The sequence below is a fragment of the Enterococcus sp. DIV1083b genome (assembly GCF_051713705.1).
Classification (GTDB): Bacteria; Bacillota; Bacilli; order Lactobacillales; family Enterococcaceae; genus Enterococcus_D; species Enterococcus_D casseliflavus.
Map to the genome: position 1 here is coordinate 2,886,000 of NZ_JBIOQJ010000001.1, position 13,397 is coordinate 2,899,396.

A 13,397-nucleotide genomic window follows, 5' to 3' on the forward strand; every position below is an offset into this window, starting at 1 on the left:
CCCACTTTGGTTTGATTTTCTAATCATTTTTGGGATTTGGTTCTGTGAAAATGACGTCTGCATAATCAATGTCAATCGATAGTAGATTGCATACAAGCTCATCAGACTGCAATAAGTTCCAAGTGTCTTCGACTCGTCCATCAACCAACAATATACTACCTTCGTTTACTGCTGCTCTCAACATTTGTAACTTACCGATAGCTTTGTCAATTAAATTCTGATCAAGTTCTTTCTTGCTTACTCTTGTATCTTTATTCATTGGTTAAATACCTCCCCAGTAATACGATCGATAGACAATACTTTCTCTTCAGAATAACCCTCCGTTAAATAAACAAAGGTGATCAGGTTAACACCTTCACCACTATCGTGCTTTGTGACATAATGATTAGTCATAACCACGACTCCAACTTCTCGACCTTTGATATAAAGTTTAGGAACTTTCCCGTTCAAATCGAAGCTAACGTCTTCGCTATTCAATCTCAACACTCCCTCGTAATTAATACCTCCCACACCCAATATAGGTTCAGGAACCCAGTCGTTCTGTCTGCTGAATAATCTTTTGAAAATACCTACCACCATTCATCATCCCACTTTCTTTTCTTTGGTTGCCCACGATAGTTCATCCGATCGTGTCGCTTGTTGTGACAGTCTTTGCATAACGTCCTTAGATTGTCTGGATCAAACGCAAGCTCTGGATTTGTTTCCAATTCTTTGATGTGATCGACTTCCAGCATCGAATCATACTGTGTAGTTAGTCTGCCTTCTGCTTTACACCACAAGCATTCGTAGTGATCTCTCTCAAGTATTTGTTTCCTTAGATTGCGCCACTTGGTCGACCCATAAAACCTAGCTCGATCTGCTTTGGTTTTGACAACAGGTATCATTGATCTTTGGCAAGTTGCTCAACGTAAACATTTACCAACGCACGCTGAACTTGTAAGATACCATCTACCCCAAGCTGAGTGACATCAAGATTCATACGTTCTTTTATAAACGTAGCATTCACAGGTGCCTCAAGTGATCGCTTCATCATGTAGTAGTTCAATGCTGCAAGTTCATCTACCTTCAGTCCGTATGCCGTAATAACTTTCCAGAACAGATCAGCAATAGCATCTATGTCCTTCTCTTCTCGCAACTGAGTTAGCATCTTGATGAAGTCGTTTTGCTTTTCTGGAACAGATTTCTTTTTATGATTCTTTGGTTTTTTCATACTCATCTCTCCTTTTTATGTACAAAAAAAAGACACCCTATTGGATGTCCTAAATATTATTTGTAAAAGACTAAAGCGGAATGATTTACCCGTGGCACTTCATTGCTTACAAAAGCTGCAGTCTGATACTTAATGTTAATAACTTCTTTACCTTCTTCTGTTAATTCGGTTAAAAGTTTGTTTAACTCTGATTCAAAACTTGCTTCAAGCGTATTTGAAATCATTACGACTTGCATACTATCACCTCCATTCAAGATAAGCATACTCTATGATGGAAATGAAAACAATTACAAAAAGACAGCACTAGCGAATTCTGAAATAAGGAGTTTCGCCTAGCTTCAAAAAATTGTGCTGTCTTTCTTATCCGTCAAAGAAGTAAAGCGATGAGGGATTAGCCCCCTTTCGGTATTTGGATTAGTGTGAGTAGTCCAACAACCATCTCTCGTTTCTTCTACGCTATTAATATAAACCGTTTAAATCAATAATTGAATAGTTAAAACTATCGAACATTTATCGAACATTTAAAAGAGCGATATTTGCTTTGTTTCATTGGCAACTCTATTATAGGCATCTATATCATTAACCTTGTTTCGCTTATCCTGCTTTTCAGACTCGTACTGATCTAAGAAATTTAATGTTCTTTTTATCTCGGCGTGTCTTTGGCGCACATAAGATGAGCTATATCCAATTTCTTCAGCGATTATATCTAATGAGCAACCTTCAATGTATTTCTTACGAACTATTTCATTATCTATACCATTGAACGAATTAATAATAGCAAGCATTTCTTTCCTTTGCTCTTCTAGTATTTCTATCTCGTTCTCAATCTTAGCAATGTTTTCTTCGAGTGACGATGATCTAGAGTTTTTTTCAAGTCTTACATCAGATAAATCTCCAAATATCCATCGGCTTAATTCCAGTCTGCTTTTGCTAAGATTCCATTTTAGATATAAAATTTGATTTTCTAATTCCTGATAATCTTTTAGCCATTGAAATCTCACAATCGCCACCCCTTTATGGTAAAATAATCATGTCACTGGTCACTTACCCAAAAGGTAGTGGCTTTTTTATTTTCCTTCTCTATCGTCCATCTTCTTTCCGACAATAACTGCAATGACCATTATCATTACGAATCCTGTGAACCCTAAAACTGCAATTGTCATAATCATCCTCCACTTTCCATCGCATCTCGTACTAGCGGATCATTAATAATAATCTTATACTTCATCTTCTCATGCTGCAGCTGTTGTTCTAGCTGCTCAATTTGTTCCTGTTGATCAACTATTTTATAGGATAGCCAACTTAACCCTGCAATCGTCAGCAGTATCGATATCATAGCTAATACTGTATAATGATTAAATTTCATTGGCTGGCTCCAATAGTTCTAGGTTCTCGTAGATATTGCCACATACAACACAATAATCTTTGATGTTATATAGCCAATCCTCATCCCCTGCTGTGAAAGTTCCATTCTCGAAAACTATCTTTTCATAGTAGTGATATCCATGTTCAGAATACTTAATTACTACTATATCCCCCTCGAAAATCTCCATGCCGTTCTTGTCTTTCAAACCTGTTGATTGCATGAGACACTCTGGTTTCACTTCTATCCAACCAAAACCATCGGTAGCCTCTACCAAAATCTCACCATCGCCGAATCGGTTACTCGTCACTCGGACTTGATCGTTCATAAATTTCGTATCTGGTTCCCACGCTCTAAATTTTGGTATCATTTTATCCCTCCTGTTTGCTATCGCTGACGATTGCTGATTAGTCATAATAGCTTTCCAAAATCTTCCCTACCTCTTCTCCGTTAACAAAATCGGATAAAACACTGAAATAATAATCCCCATTTCCGTTGTCTGCTCTCAGTTGAGCTTGGGCGATAGGATTTTGATCATGCATTACTACTAACTTCGCGACCATTTGAGTTTCTCCCCACTCTTCCACATCTTTTTTCACATCGATTAGTTGCACATCGGTTATAAGACCATCGGCTTTAGCTGTTTCCCAAGTACCGTCAGCAGAAGCGCAACAATCTGCATCAGTACATTCAAAATTGATGGTTGTACCATCTACTAAGACTAGACTATTGTTTGATAGCTCATTGATTCTTTTCATCAAAACTATCTCTTTTAGTTTTTCAATTGTATCTTTGTGGTATTCCATTGATATCATTCCTTTCTAGTTAGTTATTTCGTCGGATAACTGACTTGGTAAAATGTAAAATATGTTAAAATACCTAAAAGGAGGTATTGCTTTGGGAACTTTTTTAGCTTTTATTTGGTATATTTTTATAGGATTTATGCTTTATGGAATCATCAGATTGGCAGTTAAACACGGAATTTCCGATTCCAAAAAAAATAATTTATGATTCTGTTGCTACTCTTTTAGGGTAGTTTTTTTATTTCCACAATTTTGGTGGATAACTGACTAAACCAGCGATCCGTCAACTGCCAATAATGTCGGTTCATTGTCATTAATACAATCAAAAACTTGCACCTCTGCCTCTTCACTACCGACTGGCTCCCCTGTTTCTTCACTCACTGTATTCGCAACTTTTGTGACCGCATCTGGCTTTTCAAGTTCCTTCATACTAGCCATAAAATATTCTTTATCTTCTACGTCACACACTACTTCTTCATAAAATCCAATACATTTTTCTTCATTTTCAGCTGCTACAATTGCAAAATACGGGTTATTAATTTCAAAAAATCTCATTTTTTATCTTCCTTTCTAGTTTGCTATTTCTGTCGTTACTAAATTTTCATATCTAAAAACATTTATAGTATTTATTTATTTTGTTTGTTAATTATGGTATTTTATTTAAAAGGAGTGATTTTATGGCGAACAATATTGAATTTGAAGTTGAAAAAGTTTATAAAGGCAGAACCAACGAAATCTTTGTTATTACTGATCCCGAGACACAGGTACAATATATTCAAACAATTGTTATCGGTTCTGACGGAAAAGGCGTCGCAATTACACCAAGACTAGAGCCAGATGGAAGTATTCATTATAAGGATTAATTAGATCAACTTGTGTTGGTCTTTTTTCTTTCCAAGTTGGTAATTTCTTCCATTAATGGAAACCTCATATCATTTTTATTTTTTAATTTGGTATAATGAAAAAAAGCATTTGCTGGAGGTTAATCATGTTAAGCTACTCTTTTTTAAATACCGAATTGTATTTTGATACTAATAACCAGTCTGAATTTGTTCATTTTTTTCATTTGTTCTCTAATTTTTACCCCATTTTTAATAATCACATGTCCGTGGTTTCAAAAGATACATTATCTATTGTTAATCCGACAAAAACCGGACCTGTGTATTTTAAAGAAACTCAAGTTATCTTTTTAGCTGTCGAACCTAGTATCTGGAACGACACACAATTTGTTTACCAATCATCTCATGAACTTTGTCACTACTTTATTGAGAGCGATAAATCTCTTATCATGAAATGGTTTGAAGAAACAATTTGCGAGGTATCATCTTTATTCTTTTTAAACAAGATGAGCGAGTATCATCAAAGTATTGGTGATTTGCAAAATTCATTGCGATACAAATCTTATCTGACAACCTGTATATCTGAAGTGGAACCGTTTAATATAAACTCTAATATCACTTTGGAACGTTATGATAGAAAAAAAGAAAGATACTTGGCTACTTTGCTATTACCTATCTTCGAAAAACATCCTTTACTTTGGAGAGAAATGCCAACTTTGATAAACAGTAACCCGAAAACCTTTGTTGAGTTACTTATTAATTTTGAAAAGATGGTACCCACCTATCTAGACGAAGCCAAAAGGGAATTTACTGATCTTTTCCCGAATTGATATTATTGCAAACTATTGAAACAGGCGGACTTCCAGTAGGCCCTTTGGGATCTTGATGACCCACTTCGACTGAGGCTTTCGCTTGTTTCATTTTGTATTGTATTTCTTCTAGCTCTTTCAACTGCTCTTTGGTATTATCATGAATCACACTTAACCCTCCTTGTCTCTTCCGATTCTGGAATTATTTCAGGTCACTGGATTTAACGAAAACACCATTGACCATCTTTCCAGTCCGTCCTTTGATTTCGTCATAAGCAAAATTCAAACATTCGTACAAGTCCATATCATTTTGCATTGCCAAGATGATCAAGGTTACTACTACATCGCCAATACCATCTCTTAGTGCATCTCGATCGTTTCTTGCTAATCCAGCTGCAACTTCACCAGTTTCTTCGACAACTTTCAACATTTGTTTGCTAGAATCTGCTTCATCCAATCCTTTTTCTTTTGCCCATTGTTCTACTAATTCAACTAATTCATTCATAATTTTGCCTCCAATAATTATGCTTAATCAAAGTCAACTTGCTCTTCAAAGGATTCAGTCCAATCCTTATAACGGTAAGTCCTTCCTTGTTTATCTTCATGACCATAATGTAATAAATCGCTCATCGTTCGATTTGCTTTTTTGCACTTCCGACATACGTCTTTCCGAGTACCTGTGAAAATCACTTCGCCTTTGTATAGAACCTCTACAATTCGCAAATGGGATTGCTCCCCTCTCCAGAGTTCAACACGCAATGCTTCCCGCTCTTCCTCGCTTATTGGATCAATCTCTCGATCATCAAGGTTAGATAGATAAAGTAATCGTTGTAGTTTTAAAGCACGTTCTCTGTGACGCTTCTTTTTTTCATGTTCTTTCTGCCTCATCGCCTGTTGGTTCTGTTTCATGTTGATCACCTCCTGCATCTGCTGGCTTATACACATATTCATAAGGTTCCCACTTCTTATTTCCGAGAAGGCGATAGTACTTCCCTGCAAGTGTAATAATAAAATGATAGGTATCTGCCTTCTCCGGAACGTAACATCTTGCATAGTATTGACGGTAATTCTTTGGATTGTTAGAAAAATACTCAACCGTCCATCCTCGTACCTCGCAAAACATGGTGAATTCGACACGTGCTACTTTAAAACTGGTTATTCTTTCATCCATAGGATCACCAATTCGTTTTATTCAGAAAATCGATGTATCCCGGCGTAGCAACCTGATATTCTTCCAACTCTTCTTCAAGAATGTACTGACGGCCATATTTTGCTTTCATGTTCTGCCAATCACTCCATGGGATAAACCCAACGGTCTTTTTGATCATGCAACAAACACCTGCCATCGCTCCTAATTTTTGATGGAGATCCAACAAGGCCGCCTGATTTTGTGTGATCACTGATTTTTTTAATCGATCCGTTGTGGTCATCTTCGCTTCAAAAACAATGGCACGTCCATCCCATAGAGTTCCTTTGTAATCTGGTTGAGCTTTCCCAATCGGATAAACGATCATTCTGCCATCGCCGAGTATCTGCTTCACACGAAACGGTTCAGGTGTTTTTTCAATTAAAGCTATTTCTTTTGTTCTGTAATACCAACATCCTTGATCAATCATTTTTTCAAAGATATCGCCCAAATCATTGTTGACTCTATTTTGGTATTTTCTTGAAGACATCGTTTCTACCTACTTTCTTCATTAGTTCAGTAATAAATCCTTCTTTGTCGTTTTGCCCAAATGTATCTAATATTCTTCGGTAAATGCGCTCATAATGTGCTTTATCTTCAAAACAAACGAATTGTGAATACCGATCACTCTTAACTATTCCTGTGTATGCTGACTGATCATTTAACTTGTTTGATGCAGCATCGCAAATTTGCTGATTTTGAAGAAACCGGATTTCCTTTGCCTCTGATTTGATTTCCAATGTTTTAATACATGGAGAAAATTTCCCTTTGTTTTGATCATCAATGTTTAACATCAAAAAGACTTCCTGCATCATGTCGATACAATCTGATTTATCAAAGCAGGCGACCAGATACGTTTGTTTACTTTCCATTTCTACCTCTTTCTCTATCCATCATCATTTCTGAACAGTTCAATTTTGAAATACCACCCACGATCCTCATCGTAGATTTTCAATATATCTCCTAAAATCCGGTATTGAGGAAACCTCTTAAGAATTTCCTCTGCTCCATCATCGTTGGACATACCTAATTTATTTAGTTTTCTAAATGACCAATAATCATCATTCGTTGTTTCGTGTGGTTCTTTAAGGTTTCTACTCTTGGACCATCGCTTTTGACCTTTCTTCCACTGGCGATTTTCCCATTTCTCTTGACCAGTTAAATAATTGACCAAGCCTTGCATTCCATCTGAATCGTATTGAATGTTTTGCACTTGCCTTCGACCAAGAGGCTGCTTCTTCTTTCCTCGCCCTTTAGACCAAACACTCTCGATTGCATCCCTTGATGGTCCATTGTTTAAAACGATATGGTGATGGATTCGAGTGATATAGCCTACTTCCTCATCGTATTGATAAGAGGTAAACCACATGTACTTGAGTTCGAACCCTTCTTTCTCATAGAGTCTTTTTAGTTTTTTCAAAGTATTTTCTTGATCACGCTTTGCATCAGCAGGCTTTTCAGGGAGAAACTGATCGGAATAAGTGAATGTGGCATAGTAATCTTTCTCTCCAAAATTTGCATATAGAAACAATGCAGCCTTTCTTTTACTTTGGGCTTGATTCCATCTTGCTTGAGATAAGCCAGTTACTTTCTTTCTCCTACCTCTGGGTTCTCTACATTTTCGTTCTTGCTCGATCGTCCTACTGTAAAGTCGGATTTCTTTATATGGTCCTGCTTCCACTCTGCGTTCTCTAACAAATGATTTCTTCATGACAAACACCCCAGAATTTTCTACGTCCGTTAAGTTAGTATCTAATACAAGGACGATAAAACGCCGAAATAGCAGCGTTTTTTGCAAAAATAGACTGAGGATGGTATACTTATCTTGTCAGGGAATAAGTTATACCATTCTCAGAAGTCGCCAAATTTGGCGACTTTTTTTATTGTTCTGAAAACTGGAAAAGAACCTTTTCTTCGGCTGGTTTTCCCAGATGAAAAATATGGTGATACAGAGTCCTTCCACGCAACTGAAATGTTTCTACTCTACCTCGTTCAGTTTTCGCTTCAATACTGTATACATAATTCTCGCCACGTTTTCTCATACGCACCTGCATCACAATTGCAGGCATCTTTTCCAAATATTCGATCGCCTTAGATAACATCTACATCACCTGCGTCTTTCACTCATACTGGATTCCACCCTTTTTAACCAGATCCGGTAACAAACTTGGGATGGCCATTTGTAACTTTTGAAACTGATCATCTGAAACAACAAAATATAAAGCAATCGTTGGTGTTTCATCGCTATCAAATGAACGATCCTCTACTTCACATGTCGATTCAAACTTATTCCAGATAATCGACTTAATTTTTTGAGTGTATGGCTTAACATACATTCGATTAGTAGTGAAAATAATTTCTCTTTCTTTAAACATCTAGTTACCCTCCAATCATTAATAGGAAACAAATAGCTAACAAAATACCGTTTAACAATAAGCTGGCATAAGCAATCCCTTGTAATTGGCGTGCTTTGTACAAAGGATCGTTGTGGAGTGTTGCTAACCATTTTTTATTCATATAAACTTTCCTTTCTTTGGTATAATTTCCTTATCAGTCATTGATCGACCGAAATAATCGATAAGGGGAATAATATGGATTTTTCAATTTACTTGTTGCTTTCTATCGCCAACTTAAAAGGCAAGGTCAAAATTAAGGACAATTATCGGCACCTTGATTTTCTAGAAGAAAAAAATTGGGTTGATCGCTTACCAGATGGAACTTACTCATCAGGACATTGGGAACTACCTAACTATGGAGATTACTTTGCTATTACTACTGAGGGTAAGAGTGAACTTTTCAACTTCCGTTCAATAGTAATAACTAGAATTATTTCTATAGCAGCTCTTATAATTAGCTTCCTAGCATTTATATTTTCAATTTTTTAATTGAAAATATAAATTTATCAACGCTATGATCAACGCACCCACAGCAAATGTCAGATTTACGAAATCGTCCCAGTCACGCCGTTCTTTATCAGTTGGGAACGGCTTTTTGGAATAGTTTGGTTTTTTTGGTATCTTCACACTTCTCACCTTACTTCCATCGTTCTATTCAACCGATTCTGATAAATTAACTCTTGATAACTCCGCAGTTCTCGAATCGATAAATCTCGTTGTGTCTCTGTTAGTTGTACTTTCCGATCGTTAAGTTGATCGTGCAAGCTTCTGATTTTTTCTTTGGTAAGATCATGTATCAGTAGTTCTTGGGATAATGTGTATTTCATTTGATTCCTCCTGTTTCTTCATGCTGGCGGGCATTAGATTTTTTTATTGTTTAGGAATCTTTTTATATCATCACGGTCAAATCTAGTTTCCTTGCCAAAAGGTATTTGTGGTAACCCCTCAATGATCCATTCGTTAATCCGTTCTTCACCAATCCGGAGAATTTGTTTTACCTGCTTCTTCGTTGGATATGGTGGAAGGTCTTCAGCTTTGATCGATTCTCCTACCTTTTGAAGAACCTTAGCAGCAATAACTGCTGATAATTCTTCCCCAAATGATTCTGGTATTTCTATTGGTGCTGAAATGACTGCCATAATAACCACCTCGATATATTTTTATTGATCACTTTGTTCGTGTAGCGTTTTTGCGACTTTATTACCAAAAAAAATTTGAATAGCTTCTTCCCCAGATAGTGGCACTACTGCCGTAATCTTTTGCGCTTCTTCTACAGAAAAACCTTTGCCCTCGCCCTTTAACTTTCTGTAGAAAGTACTTCTATTTACACCAATAAGCTCTGCTACTCTCTGTTTTGTGTTCCTTTGTTCGATAATCTCATCCAACCTTTCAACATCAACTGGCATGATTTCACCTCCTAAATTTGTCGCATTATTGCAACTCACATTTTTATAATACAAGCGATAAAAAGAATTGTCAACATATTTGTTGCATTTTTGCGATTGATTTGTTGCATTTTTGCAACACATCTGATAGTATTTGATTAAAGATAAATTATGGAGGTATTCAAATGGAAGTGGGAAAAAGAATAAAGCAAAGAAGAAAGGAGTTAGGATACAACGCTGATTACCTAGCAGCTAAATTAGGTGTCTCAAGATCCACCATATTTCGTTATGAAAAAGGGGAAATAGAAAAGCTTCCTACAGAAGTTCTAGAGAAGTTAGCAATTTCTTTGGATACAACCCCAGGATATTTAATGGGTTGGACAGAAAAACCTCAGGACAAGTTACTGAACATTTTTAATCAATTAGACAAAAGAAAACAAGATGAGGTTTACAACTTTGCTAAATTTAAGCTTAACGAACAGAAGAAGGAGATTTTCACTATAGCTGCTCACTCAGAAGATCCTAATAGAATGGTTCCAGATGAGGATCTTAGAAAGATAAATTCATTTCTCGATGAGATGGATAATAAATTTGATAAAAAGTAGGTTTGTTTATGGATGATTTTGAAGTGCTTCTGTCAAATGTTGCTGCTGAGTTACCAGTTATTGAAGGTCCTGTTGAAAGTGTAACTGGCTATACTGCTTTATATAGAAACGGAAGAATTTATTTAGAAAAAAATAAGTCCAATAGAAAAAAGAAAGTTGTTTTGGCTGAAGAGTTCGGTCACTATAAAAGAACCGTTGGAAATATTCTTGATTACAAAGCTGATGGGGCATGGAAAGAAGAGTGGAAGGCTAGAAGGTTTGGAATTGAGATGTTAATCACACTTGATGATCTTTTAGATTGCGCTTTAAACGGTTGTAATAATATTTATGAATGTAGCGAGTTTCTAAATGTGACTTTTGATTTTTTTGAAGATGCACTTATACATTACTTCAACAAGTATGGCAAATATCATTACCATCGCAACTATAAATTTACATTTGACAACGAGTACCTATTTGTTGAACCCATTAAAGTTTTCGGATAATAAAAAGCCTTCTAGAAGGTGCAACTTCTAAAAGGCCTACTCATTTCTGAGATTGTACAAATATATTATATCAAAGAAATGAGGAGGAAGAAATGAAGGGTATATGGAAAATTTTAGCAATCATTACAGGTACGTTTGTGGCGTTGTGTGTGTTTATCTTGGTGGCAGCCGCATTATTCGGTACTGATGAAAAAGAAGCAACTGCCATTAGTGAATCCACTACAATCACGACTATCGAAACTAGTGAAGTTAATTCCGACGAAACAATTGTACTATCAAACTTTATCAATAGGTTTTACGAATACGTTGTAGCATACGATGCAATTCCTAATGAGAGCGGTTCTAAAACTACAGCTTGGGAAGAAGTAAAAGGATCCACTGTCGAATGGTCAGGAAAAGTTATTGATTCATCTGATGATAGATTATATGTAATTGCTGATCAAAAATACGAAGACGGACTTACCTGGTCCGAGGTCTCCGGTACAGATTTGGCTTATTATGTATTTATCGCTAAATTTGAGGATGGAAAAACTATTTCTAATTATTCAAACGGTGACCAAGTAACCCTATCTGGCATTTTAGAAAGTCGTGGCGATAAAGAATTGAAATACAATTGGGATATTGTTAATTCTTCAATAAATTAAAAACATGCCCACCGACCAAAGTAAGAGCGTGCTGAAACAAATTAAACACATATCTTTTATTTTGGGCCCAATCATATTTAATAGATAGCAAGATAAATTCAACTTAGAAATGGAGAAATAATAATGGAAGATAGAAAGTTTCAATTTTATGTGGTAGCTATACCAGATGAATTTACTATATTGGTAAACGGAGGAAGAAATTATAATGAAAGTATTTATGAGAGTAACTTGCAATACATCGAAGAACCTATAAAAGTTGGTGATTCCTTATCTGTTGTAATTCCTGGAACAGAAATTTTTGATCCCAAAACTAAATCTTCTCTAGGTTTCTATGATTATGTAAAAGAATCTTTAGAAGTCACCAAAATCCACTGGGATTTTTTCGAGTGTGCAAAAATAACTAAAACACCAAATGGAGTATTGGGTTCCCTTTCCCCGATGTTCGGATCTTCAGAAAATAAATTAGCGGAGTTGAAAGTTAATAACAAAGATCTCATTAATACAGACTCTTTTGATTTTTCGGAAAAAATTTCGATTGGTGATCCGGTTAGGTTCAATTATTGACATATATGATTATTTTCGGTAACATATGGTTAATTGCAATGGTCGTTGTAGTAAGATGGCTGTGGAATAACCTCTGTTTCCGAAAGGAAAGGAGGTTATTTTTCTTTGCATCCAGATAAACCTTTTATGACGATAGACCAACAGATTGATATTATCTCTTCTAGAAACGTAAAAATTGAACGTGATTTTTTCACTTATGAGTCATTATCTAGCATTTCTTATTACACACTTATGAATGGATACAAAAATACTTTTTTAGCTGGTGAAGATGATGATTTTGCAGATGGTACAACATTCGAGATGATTTACACATGTCATTGGCTTGATATTTCTCTTAGCAATATTATTTTGAAATATATATTGCTTATCGAAAAATCTTTAAAGACAAAATTATCTTATGTTGTTTCTGAACGTTTCGGTGTAAAAGAAATAGAATACTTGTATTTTAAAAACTATGCAAATCCGAATGCTTCAAGAAGTGGCACAATTACTGATATTAAAAAGGTTCTGTCAAAACCCAAAAAAAATAGTGTAACAGCATATTATAAAAATAAAAAAAATCATGTTCCTCCTTGGATACTGGTTAATGATCTGATGTTCGGGTTAACAATTCAATGGTACACAATTTTGAAAGGGTCTGAAAAAGAATACATCTGCTCAGACATATTCAAACATTTTAATCTTATTTTAAGTACCGAGCATCAAAAAGAATTTTTAAAAAATGGCCTAATAATGGTTAAAGATTTTAGAAATAAAGTTGCACATGGAAGTCGAACATTAAATTTGAAACTTCAAAAACAACTTCCTATGAATTCTCTATTTTTTATGATAGAACAAGATACTCTCACAAAAGAAGAGTTTAACAACGGACTCGGAAAAAATGATTTATTTTCTGTTATGCTAATTATATTAATTCTTCTAAATGATAATTTTCAATTAAATAACTTTGTTAGTGAGTTAGACTTTTTACTCACTCCTTATGCGGAAAGAAAAACAAACTTCAATGGAAAAAATATTTATCAGCTATTTAATCTTCCAGAAAATATAATTGATAGGATGAAATCCGTTAATGATTTAAAAAGAATGTAGACATCTTTCTATACTATAT

Annotated in this window: 31 protein-coding genes; 8 read left to right on the forward strand and 23 right to left on the reverse strand. The window is 35.4% G+C overall.

The window, feature by feature from the left end:
• Positions 1-19: 19 nt before the first annotated feature.
• The 10 genes from IGI69_RS13500 to IGI69_RS13545 form a co-directional block, all read right to left on the reverse strand.
• Positions 20-259 (reverse strand): hypothetical protein, encoded by a 240-nt coding sequence (locus IGI69_RS13500; RefSeq protein ID WP_438741167.1) that lies wholly within the window; start codon positions 257-259, stop codon positions 20-22.
• Positions 256-579 carry a hypothetical protein gene (locus IGI69_RS13505; RefSeq protein WP_438741169.1) on the reverse strand — a complete coding sequence of 108 codons (324 nt, stop codon included), beginning with the start codon at positions 577-579 and terminating at the stop codon, positions 256-258. The genes IGI69_RS13500 and IGI69_RS13505 overlap by 4 nt, the downstream gene beginning before the upstream one ends.
• Positions 570-884 carry an HNH endonuclease gene (locus IGI69_RS13510; protein WP_438741171.1) on the reverse strand — a complete coding sequence of 105 codons (315 nt, stop codon included), beginning with the start codon at positions 882-884 and terminating at the stop codon, positions 570-572. The genes IGI69_RS13505 and IGI69_RS13510 overlap by 10 nt, the downstream gene beginning before the upstream one ends.
• A complete protein-coding gene (locus IGI69_RS13515) occupies positions 881-1,210 on the reverse strand; it encodes a hypothetical protein (RefSeq protein WP_438741173.1) in 330 nt (109 codons plus the stop codon). The genes IGI69_RS13510 and IGI69_RS13515 overlap by 4 nt, the downstream gene beginning before the upstream one ends.
• A gap of 56 nt (positions 1,211-1,266) precedes the next feature.
• Entirely contained in the window at positions 1,267-1,446 is a 180-nt protein-coding gene (locus tag IGI69_RS13520; RefSeq protein ID WP_438741175.1) for a sporulation protein Cse60, read from the reverse strand.
• 285 nt (positions 1,447-1,731) lie between these two features.
• Positions 1,732-2,211 carry a hypothetical protein gene (locus IGI69_RS13525; protein WP_270792305.1) on the reverse strand — a complete coding sequence of 160 codons (480 nt, stop codon included), beginning with the start codon at positions 2,209-2,211 and terminating at the stop codon, positions 1,732-1,734.
• Between the two features lie 164 nt (positions 2,212-2,375).
• On the reverse strand, positions 2,376-2,576 hold the full coding sequence (locus IGI69_RS13530; RefSeq protein WP_270792306.1) for a hypothetical protein: 201 nt from the start codon (positions 2,574-2,576) through the stop codon (positions 2,376-2,378).
• A complete protein-coding gene (locus tag IGI69_RS13535; protein WP_438741177.1) occupies positions 2,566-2,943 on the reverse strand; it encodes a YopX family protein in 378 nt (125 codons plus the stop codon). Before IGI69_RS13535 ends, IGI69_RS13530 begins: the two co-directional genes overlap by 11 nt.
• A gap of 37 nt (positions 2,944-2,980) precedes the next feature.
• The gene (locus IGI69_RS13540) at positions 2,981-3,379 is read right to left on the reverse strand and encodes a DUF7448 domain-containing protein (protein ID WP_438741179.1); all 399 of its coding nucleotides are present in this window, start codon (positions 3,377-3,379) and stop codon (positions 2,981-2,983) included.
• A gap of 264 nt (positions 3,380-3,643) precedes the next feature.
• Positions 3,644-3,931 (reverse strand): hypothetical protein, encoded by a 288-nt coding sequence (locus IGI69_RS13545; RefSeq protein WP_438741181.1) that lies wholly within the window; start codon positions 3,929-3,931, stop codon positions 3,644-3,646.
• A gap of 122 nt (positions 3,932-4,053) precedes the next feature.
• Here IGI69_RS13545 and IGI69_RS13550 point away from each other — a divergent pair, with 122 nt between their 5' ends.
• Both IGI69_RS13550 and IGI69_RS13555 read left to right on the forward strand, forming a co-directional pair.
• Complete coding sequence (locus tag IGI69_RS13550; RefSeq protein ID WP_003126526.1) at positions 4,054-4,239, forward strand: DUF6440 family protein; 186 nt, start codon at positions 4,054-4,056, stop codon at positions 4,237-4,239.
• A gap of 125 nt (positions 4,240-4,364) precedes the next feature.
• Entirely contained in the window at positions 4,365-5,045 is a 681-nt protein-coding gene (locus tag IGI69_RS13555) for a hypothetical protein (RefSeq protein ID WP_438741183.1), read from the forward strand.
• On the opposite strand, the gene IGI69_RS13560 is transcribed toward IGI69_RS13555, so the two are convergent.
• From IGI69_RS13560 to IGI69_RS13605, 10 genes are all read right to left on the reverse strand, one after another.
• Positions 5,023-5,193 (reverse strand): hypothetical protein, encoded by a 171-nt coding sequence (locus IGI69_RS13560; protein WP_438741185.1) that lies wholly within the window; start codon positions 5,191-5,193, stop codon positions 5,023-5,025. The two genes, IGI69_RS13555 and IGI69_RS13560, sit on opposite strands and share 23 nt — an antisense overlap.
• A gap of 33 nt (positions 5,194-5,226) precedes the next feature.
• Complete coding sequence (locus IGI69_RS13565) at positions 5,227-5,529, reverse strand: MazG-like family protein (RefSeq protein WP_438741187.1); 303 nt, start codon at positions 5,527-5,529, stop codon at positions 5,227-5,229.
• Between the two features lie 23 nt (positions 5,530-5,552).
• Positions 5,553-5,933 (reverse strand): hypothetical protein, encoded by a 381-nt coding sequence (locus IGI69_RS13570; RefSeq protein ID WP_438741189.1) that lies wholly within the window; start codon positions 5,931-5,933, stop codon positions 5,553-5,555.
• Positions 5,893-6,195 carry a hypothetical protein gene (locus tag IGI69_RS13575; protein ID WP_182454492.1) on the reverse strand — a complete coding sequence of 101 codons (303 nt, stop codon included), beginning with the start codon at positions 6,193-6,195 and terminating at the stop codon, positions 5,893-5,895. The genes IGI69_RS13570 and IGI69_RS13575 overlap by 41 nt, the downstream gene beginning before the upstream one ends.
• A gap of 4 nt (positions 6,196-6,199) precedes the next feature.
• Entirely contained in the window at positions 6,200-6,700 is a 501-nt protein-coding gene (locus IGI69_RS13580; RefSeq protein ID WP_429968688.1) for a Holliday junction resolvase RecU, read from the reverse strand.
• Complete coding sequence (locus IGI69_RS13585) at positions 6,675-7,082, reverse strand: hypothetical protein (protein WP_438741192.1); 408 nt, start codon at positions 7,080-7,082, stop codon at positions 6,675-6,677. The genes IGI69_RS13580 and IGI69_RS13585 overlap by 26 nt, the downstream gene beginning before the upstream one ends.
• 14 nt (positions 7,083-7,096) lie before the next feature.
• A complete protein-coding gene (locus tag IGI69_RS13590; RefSeq protein WP_230321977.1) occupies positions 7,097-7,921 on the reverse strand; it encodes a rolling circle replication-associated protein in 825 nt (274 codons plus the stop codon).
• 169 nt (positions 7,922-8,090) lie between these two features.
• On the reverse strand, positions 8,091-8,312 hold the full coding sequence (locus IGI69_RS13595) for a hypothetical protein (protein ID WP_325811288.1): 222 nt from the start codon (positions 8,310-8,312) through the stop codon (positions 8,091-8,093).
• A gap of 18 nt (positions 8,313-8,330) precedes the next feature.
• Positions 8,331-8,585 carry a hypothetical protein gene (locus IGI69_RS13600; RefSeq protein WP_074536830.1) on the reverse strand — a complete coding sequence of 85 codons (255 nt, stop codon included), beginning with the start codon at positions 8,583-8,585 and terminating at the stop codon, positions 8,331-8,333.
• Positions 8,586-8,589: 4 nt separating this feature from the next.
• Positions 8,590-8,727 (reverse strand): hypothetical protein, encoded by a 138-nt coding sequence (locus IGI69_RS13605; protein WP_175445297.1) that lies wholly within the window; start codon positions 8,725-8,727, stop codon positions 8,590-8,592.
• A gap of 74 nt (positions 8,728-8,801) precedes the next feature.
• On the opposite strand from IGI69_RS13605, the gene IGI69_RS13610 reads away from it, so the two are divergent.
• Entirely contained in the window at positions 8,802-9,095 is a 294-nt protein-coding gene (locus IGI69_RS13610) for a hypothetical protein (protein WP_074536829.1), read from the forward strand.
• Between the two features lie 143 nt (positions 9,096-9,238).
• Here the strand turns inward: IGI69_RS13610 and IGI69_RS13615 are convergent, their stop codons facing one another.
• Genes IGI69_RS13615 through IGI69_RS13625 form a run of 3 tightly spaced genes read right to left on the reverse strand, consistent with a single transcriptional unit; the run spans position 9,239 to position 10,012 of the window.
• Positions 9,239-9,433: a hypothetical protein gene (locus IGI69_RS13615; protein ID WP_074536828.1), complete on the reverse strand. Its 195-nt coding sequence runs from the start codon at positions 9,431-9,433 to the stop codon at positions 9,239-9,241.
• A 33-nt stretch (positions 9,434-9,466) separates the two neighbouring features.
• Positions 9,467-9,745, reverse strand: a complete 279-nt coding sequence (locus IGI69_RS13620) for a DNA-binding protein (protein WP_325811289.1) — start codon at positions 9,743-9,745, stop codon at positions 9,467-9,469.
• Positions 9,746-9,766: 21 nt separating this feature from the next.
• Positions 9,767-10,012, reverse strand: a complete 246-nt coding sequence (locus tag IGI69_RS13625) for a helix-turn-helix domain-containing protein (RefSeq protein WP_074536826.1) — start codon at positions 10,010-10,012, stop codon at positions 9,767-9,769.
• 164 nt (positions 10,013-10,176) lie between these two features.
• On the opposite strand from IGI69_RS13625, the gene IGI69_RS13630 reads away from it, so the two are divergent.
• The 5 genes from IGI69_RS13630 to IGI69_RS13650 all read left to right on the forward strand — a co-directional run bounded on the left by IGI69_RS13630 (position 10,177) and on the right by IGI69_RS13650 (position 13,378).
• Complete coding sequence (locus tag IGI69_RS13630) at positions 10,177-10,596, forward strand: helix-turn-helix domain-containing protein (protein ID WP_325811291.1); 420 nt, start codon at positions 10,177-10,179, stop codon at positions 10,594-10,596.
• A gap of 8 nt (positions 10,597-10,604) precedes the next feature.
• Positions 10,605-11,081: an ImmA/IrrE family metallo-endopeptidase gene (locus tag IGI69_RS13635; protein WP_325811292.1), complete on the forward strand. Its 477-nt coding sequence runs from the start codon at positions 10,605-10,607 to the stop codon at positions 11,079-11,081.
• A gap of 92 nt (positions 11,082-11,173) precedes the next feature.
• Entirely contained in the window at positions 11,174-11,725 is a 552-nt protein-coding gene (locus IGI69_RS13640) for a hypothetical protein (protein WP_438741197.1), read from the forward strand.
• A 123-nt stretch (positions 11,726-11,848) separates the two neighbouring features.
• Entirely contained in the window at positions 11,849-12,289 is a 441-nt protein-coding gene (locus IGI69_RS13645; protein ID WP_325811294.1) for a hypothetical protein, read from the forward strand.
• A gap of 105 nt (positions 12,290-12,394) precedes the next feature.
• Positions 12,395-13,378: an Abi family protein gene (locus IGI69_RS13650; RefSeq protein ID WP_325811295.1), complete on the forward strand. Its 984-nt coding sequence runs from the start codon at positions 12,395-12,397 to the stop codon at positions 13,376-13,378.
• The last annotated feature ends 19 nt before the right edge of the window (positions 13,379-13,397 follow it).

What these genes read in the sequence shown, in the direction of transcription:
- IGI69_RS13605 (WP_175445297.1), bottom strand. Translation starts at nt 8,727, where the DNA reads ATGAATAAAAAATGGTTAGCAACACTCCACAACGATCCTTTGTACAAA.
- IGI69_RS13545 (WP_438741181.1), bottom strand. Translation starts at nt 3,931, where the DNA reads ATGAGATTTTTTGAAATTAATAACCCGTATTTTGCAATTGTAGCAGCT.
- IGI69_RS13625 (WP_074536826.1), bottom strand. Translation starts at nt 10,012, where the DNA reads ATGCCAGTTGATGTTGAAAGGTTGGATGAGATTATCGAACAAAGGAAC.
- IGI69_RS13615 (WP_074536828.1), bottom strand. Translation starts at nt 9,433, where the DNA reads ATGAAATACACATTATCCCAAGAACTACTGATACATGATCTTACCAAA.
- IGI69_RS13575 (WP_182454492.1), bottom strand. Translation starts at nt 6,195, where the DNA reads ATGGATGAAAGAATAACCAGTTTTAAAGTAGCACGTGTCGAATTCACC.
- IGI69_RS13555 (WP_438741183.1), top strand. Translation starts at nt 4,365, where the DNA reads ATGTTAAGCTACTCTTTTTTAAATACCGAATTGTATTTTGATACTAAT.
- IGI69_RS13610 (WP_074536829.1), top strand. Translation starts at nt 8,802, where the DNA reads ATGGATTTTTCAATTTACTTGTTGCTTTCTATCGCCAACTTAAAAGGC.
- IGI69_RS13500 (WP_438741167.1), bottom strand. Translation starts at nt 259, where the DNA reads ATGAATAAAGATACAAGAGTAAGCAAGAAAGAACTTGATCAGAATTTA.
- IGI69_RS13530 (WP_270792306.1), bottom strand. Translation starts at nt 2,576, where the DNA reads ATGAAATTTAATCATTATACAGTATTAGCTATGATATCGATACTGCTG.
- IGI69_RS13510 (WP_438741171.1), bottom strand. Translation starts at nt 884, where the DNA reads ATGATACCTGTTGTCAAAACCAAAGCAGATCGAGCTAGGTTTTATGGG.
- IGI69_RS13620 (WP_325811289.1), bottom strand. Translation starts at nt 9,745, where the DNA reads ATGGCAGTCATTTCAGCACCAATAGAAATACCAGAATCATTTGGGGAA.
- IGI69_RS13600 (WP_074536830.1), bottom strand. Translation starts at nt 8,585, where the DNA reads ATGTTTAAAGAAAGAGAAATTATTTTCACTACTAATCGAATGTATGTT.
- IGI69_RS13640 (WP_438741197.1), top strand. Translation starts at nt 11,174, where the DNA reads ATGAAGGGTATATGGAAAATTTTAGCAATCATTACAGGTACGTTTGTG.
- IGI69_RS13630 (WP_325811291.1), top strand. Translation starts at nt 10,177, where the DNA reads ATGGAAGTGGGAAAAAGAATAAAGCAAAGAAGAAAGGAGTTAGGATAC.
- IGI69_RS13515 (WP_438741173.1), bottom strand. Translation starts at nt 1,210, where the DNA reads ATGAAAAAACCAAAGAATCATAAAAAGAAATCTGTTCCAGAAAAGCAA.
- IGI69_RS13535 (WP_438741177.1), bottom strand. Translation starts at nt 2,943, where the DNA reads ATGATACCAAAATTTAGAGCGTGGGAACCAGATACGAAATTTATGAAC.
- IGI69_RS13505 (WP_438741169.1), bottom strand. Translation starts at nt 579, where the DNA reads ATGGTGGTAGGTATTTTCAAAAGATTATTCAGCAGACAGAACGACTGG.
- IGI69_RS13635 (WP_325811292.1), top strand. Translation starts at nt 10,605, where the DNA reads ATGGATGATTTTGAAGTGCTTCTGTCAAATGTTGCTGCTGAGTTACCA.
- IGI69_RS13645 (WP_325811294.1), top strand. Translation starts at nt 11,849, where the DNA reads ATGGAAGATAGAAAGTTTCAATTTTATGTGGTAGCTATACCAGATGAA.
- IGI69_RS13570 (WP_438741189.1), bottom strand. Translation starts at nt 5,933, where the DNA reads ATGAAACAGAACCAACAGGCGATGAGGCAGAAAGAACATGAAAAAAAG.
- IGI69_RS13550 (WP_003126526.1), top strand. Translation starts at nt 4,054, where the DNA reads ATGGCGAACAATATTGAATTTGAAGTTGAAAAAGTTTATAAAGGCAGA.
- IGI69_RS13565 (WP_438741187.1), bottom strand. Translation starts at nt 5,529, where the DNA reads ATGAATGAATTAGTTGAATTAGTAGAACAATGGGCAAAAGAAAAAGGA.
- IGI69_RS13595 (WP_325811288.1), bottom strand. Translation starts at nt 8,312, where the DNA reads ATGTTATCTAAGGCGATCGAATATTTGGAAAAGATGCCTGCAATTGTG.
- IGI69_RS13540 (WP_438741179.1), bottom strand. Translation starts at nt 3,379, where the DNA reads ATGGAATACCACAAAGATACAATTGAAAAACTAAAAGAGATAGTTTTG.
- IGI69_RS13580 (WP_429968688.1), bottom strand. Translation starts at nt 6,700, where the DNA reads ATGTCTTCAAGAAAATACCAAAATAGAGTCAACAATGATTTGGGCGAT.
- IGI69_RS13585 (WP_438741192.1), bottom strand. Translation starts at nt 7,082, where the DNA reads ATGGAAAGTAAACAAACGTATCTGGTCGCCTGCTTTGATAAATCAGAT.
- IGI69_RS13520 (WP_438741175.1), bottom strand. Translation starts at nt 1,446, where the DNA reads ATGCAAGTCGTAATGATTTCAAATACGCTTGAAGCAAGTTTTGAATCA.
- IGI69_RS13590 (WP_230321977.1), bottom strand. Translation starts at nt 7,921, where the DNA reads ATGAAGAAATCATTTGTTAGAGAACGCAGAGTGGAAGCAGGACCATAT.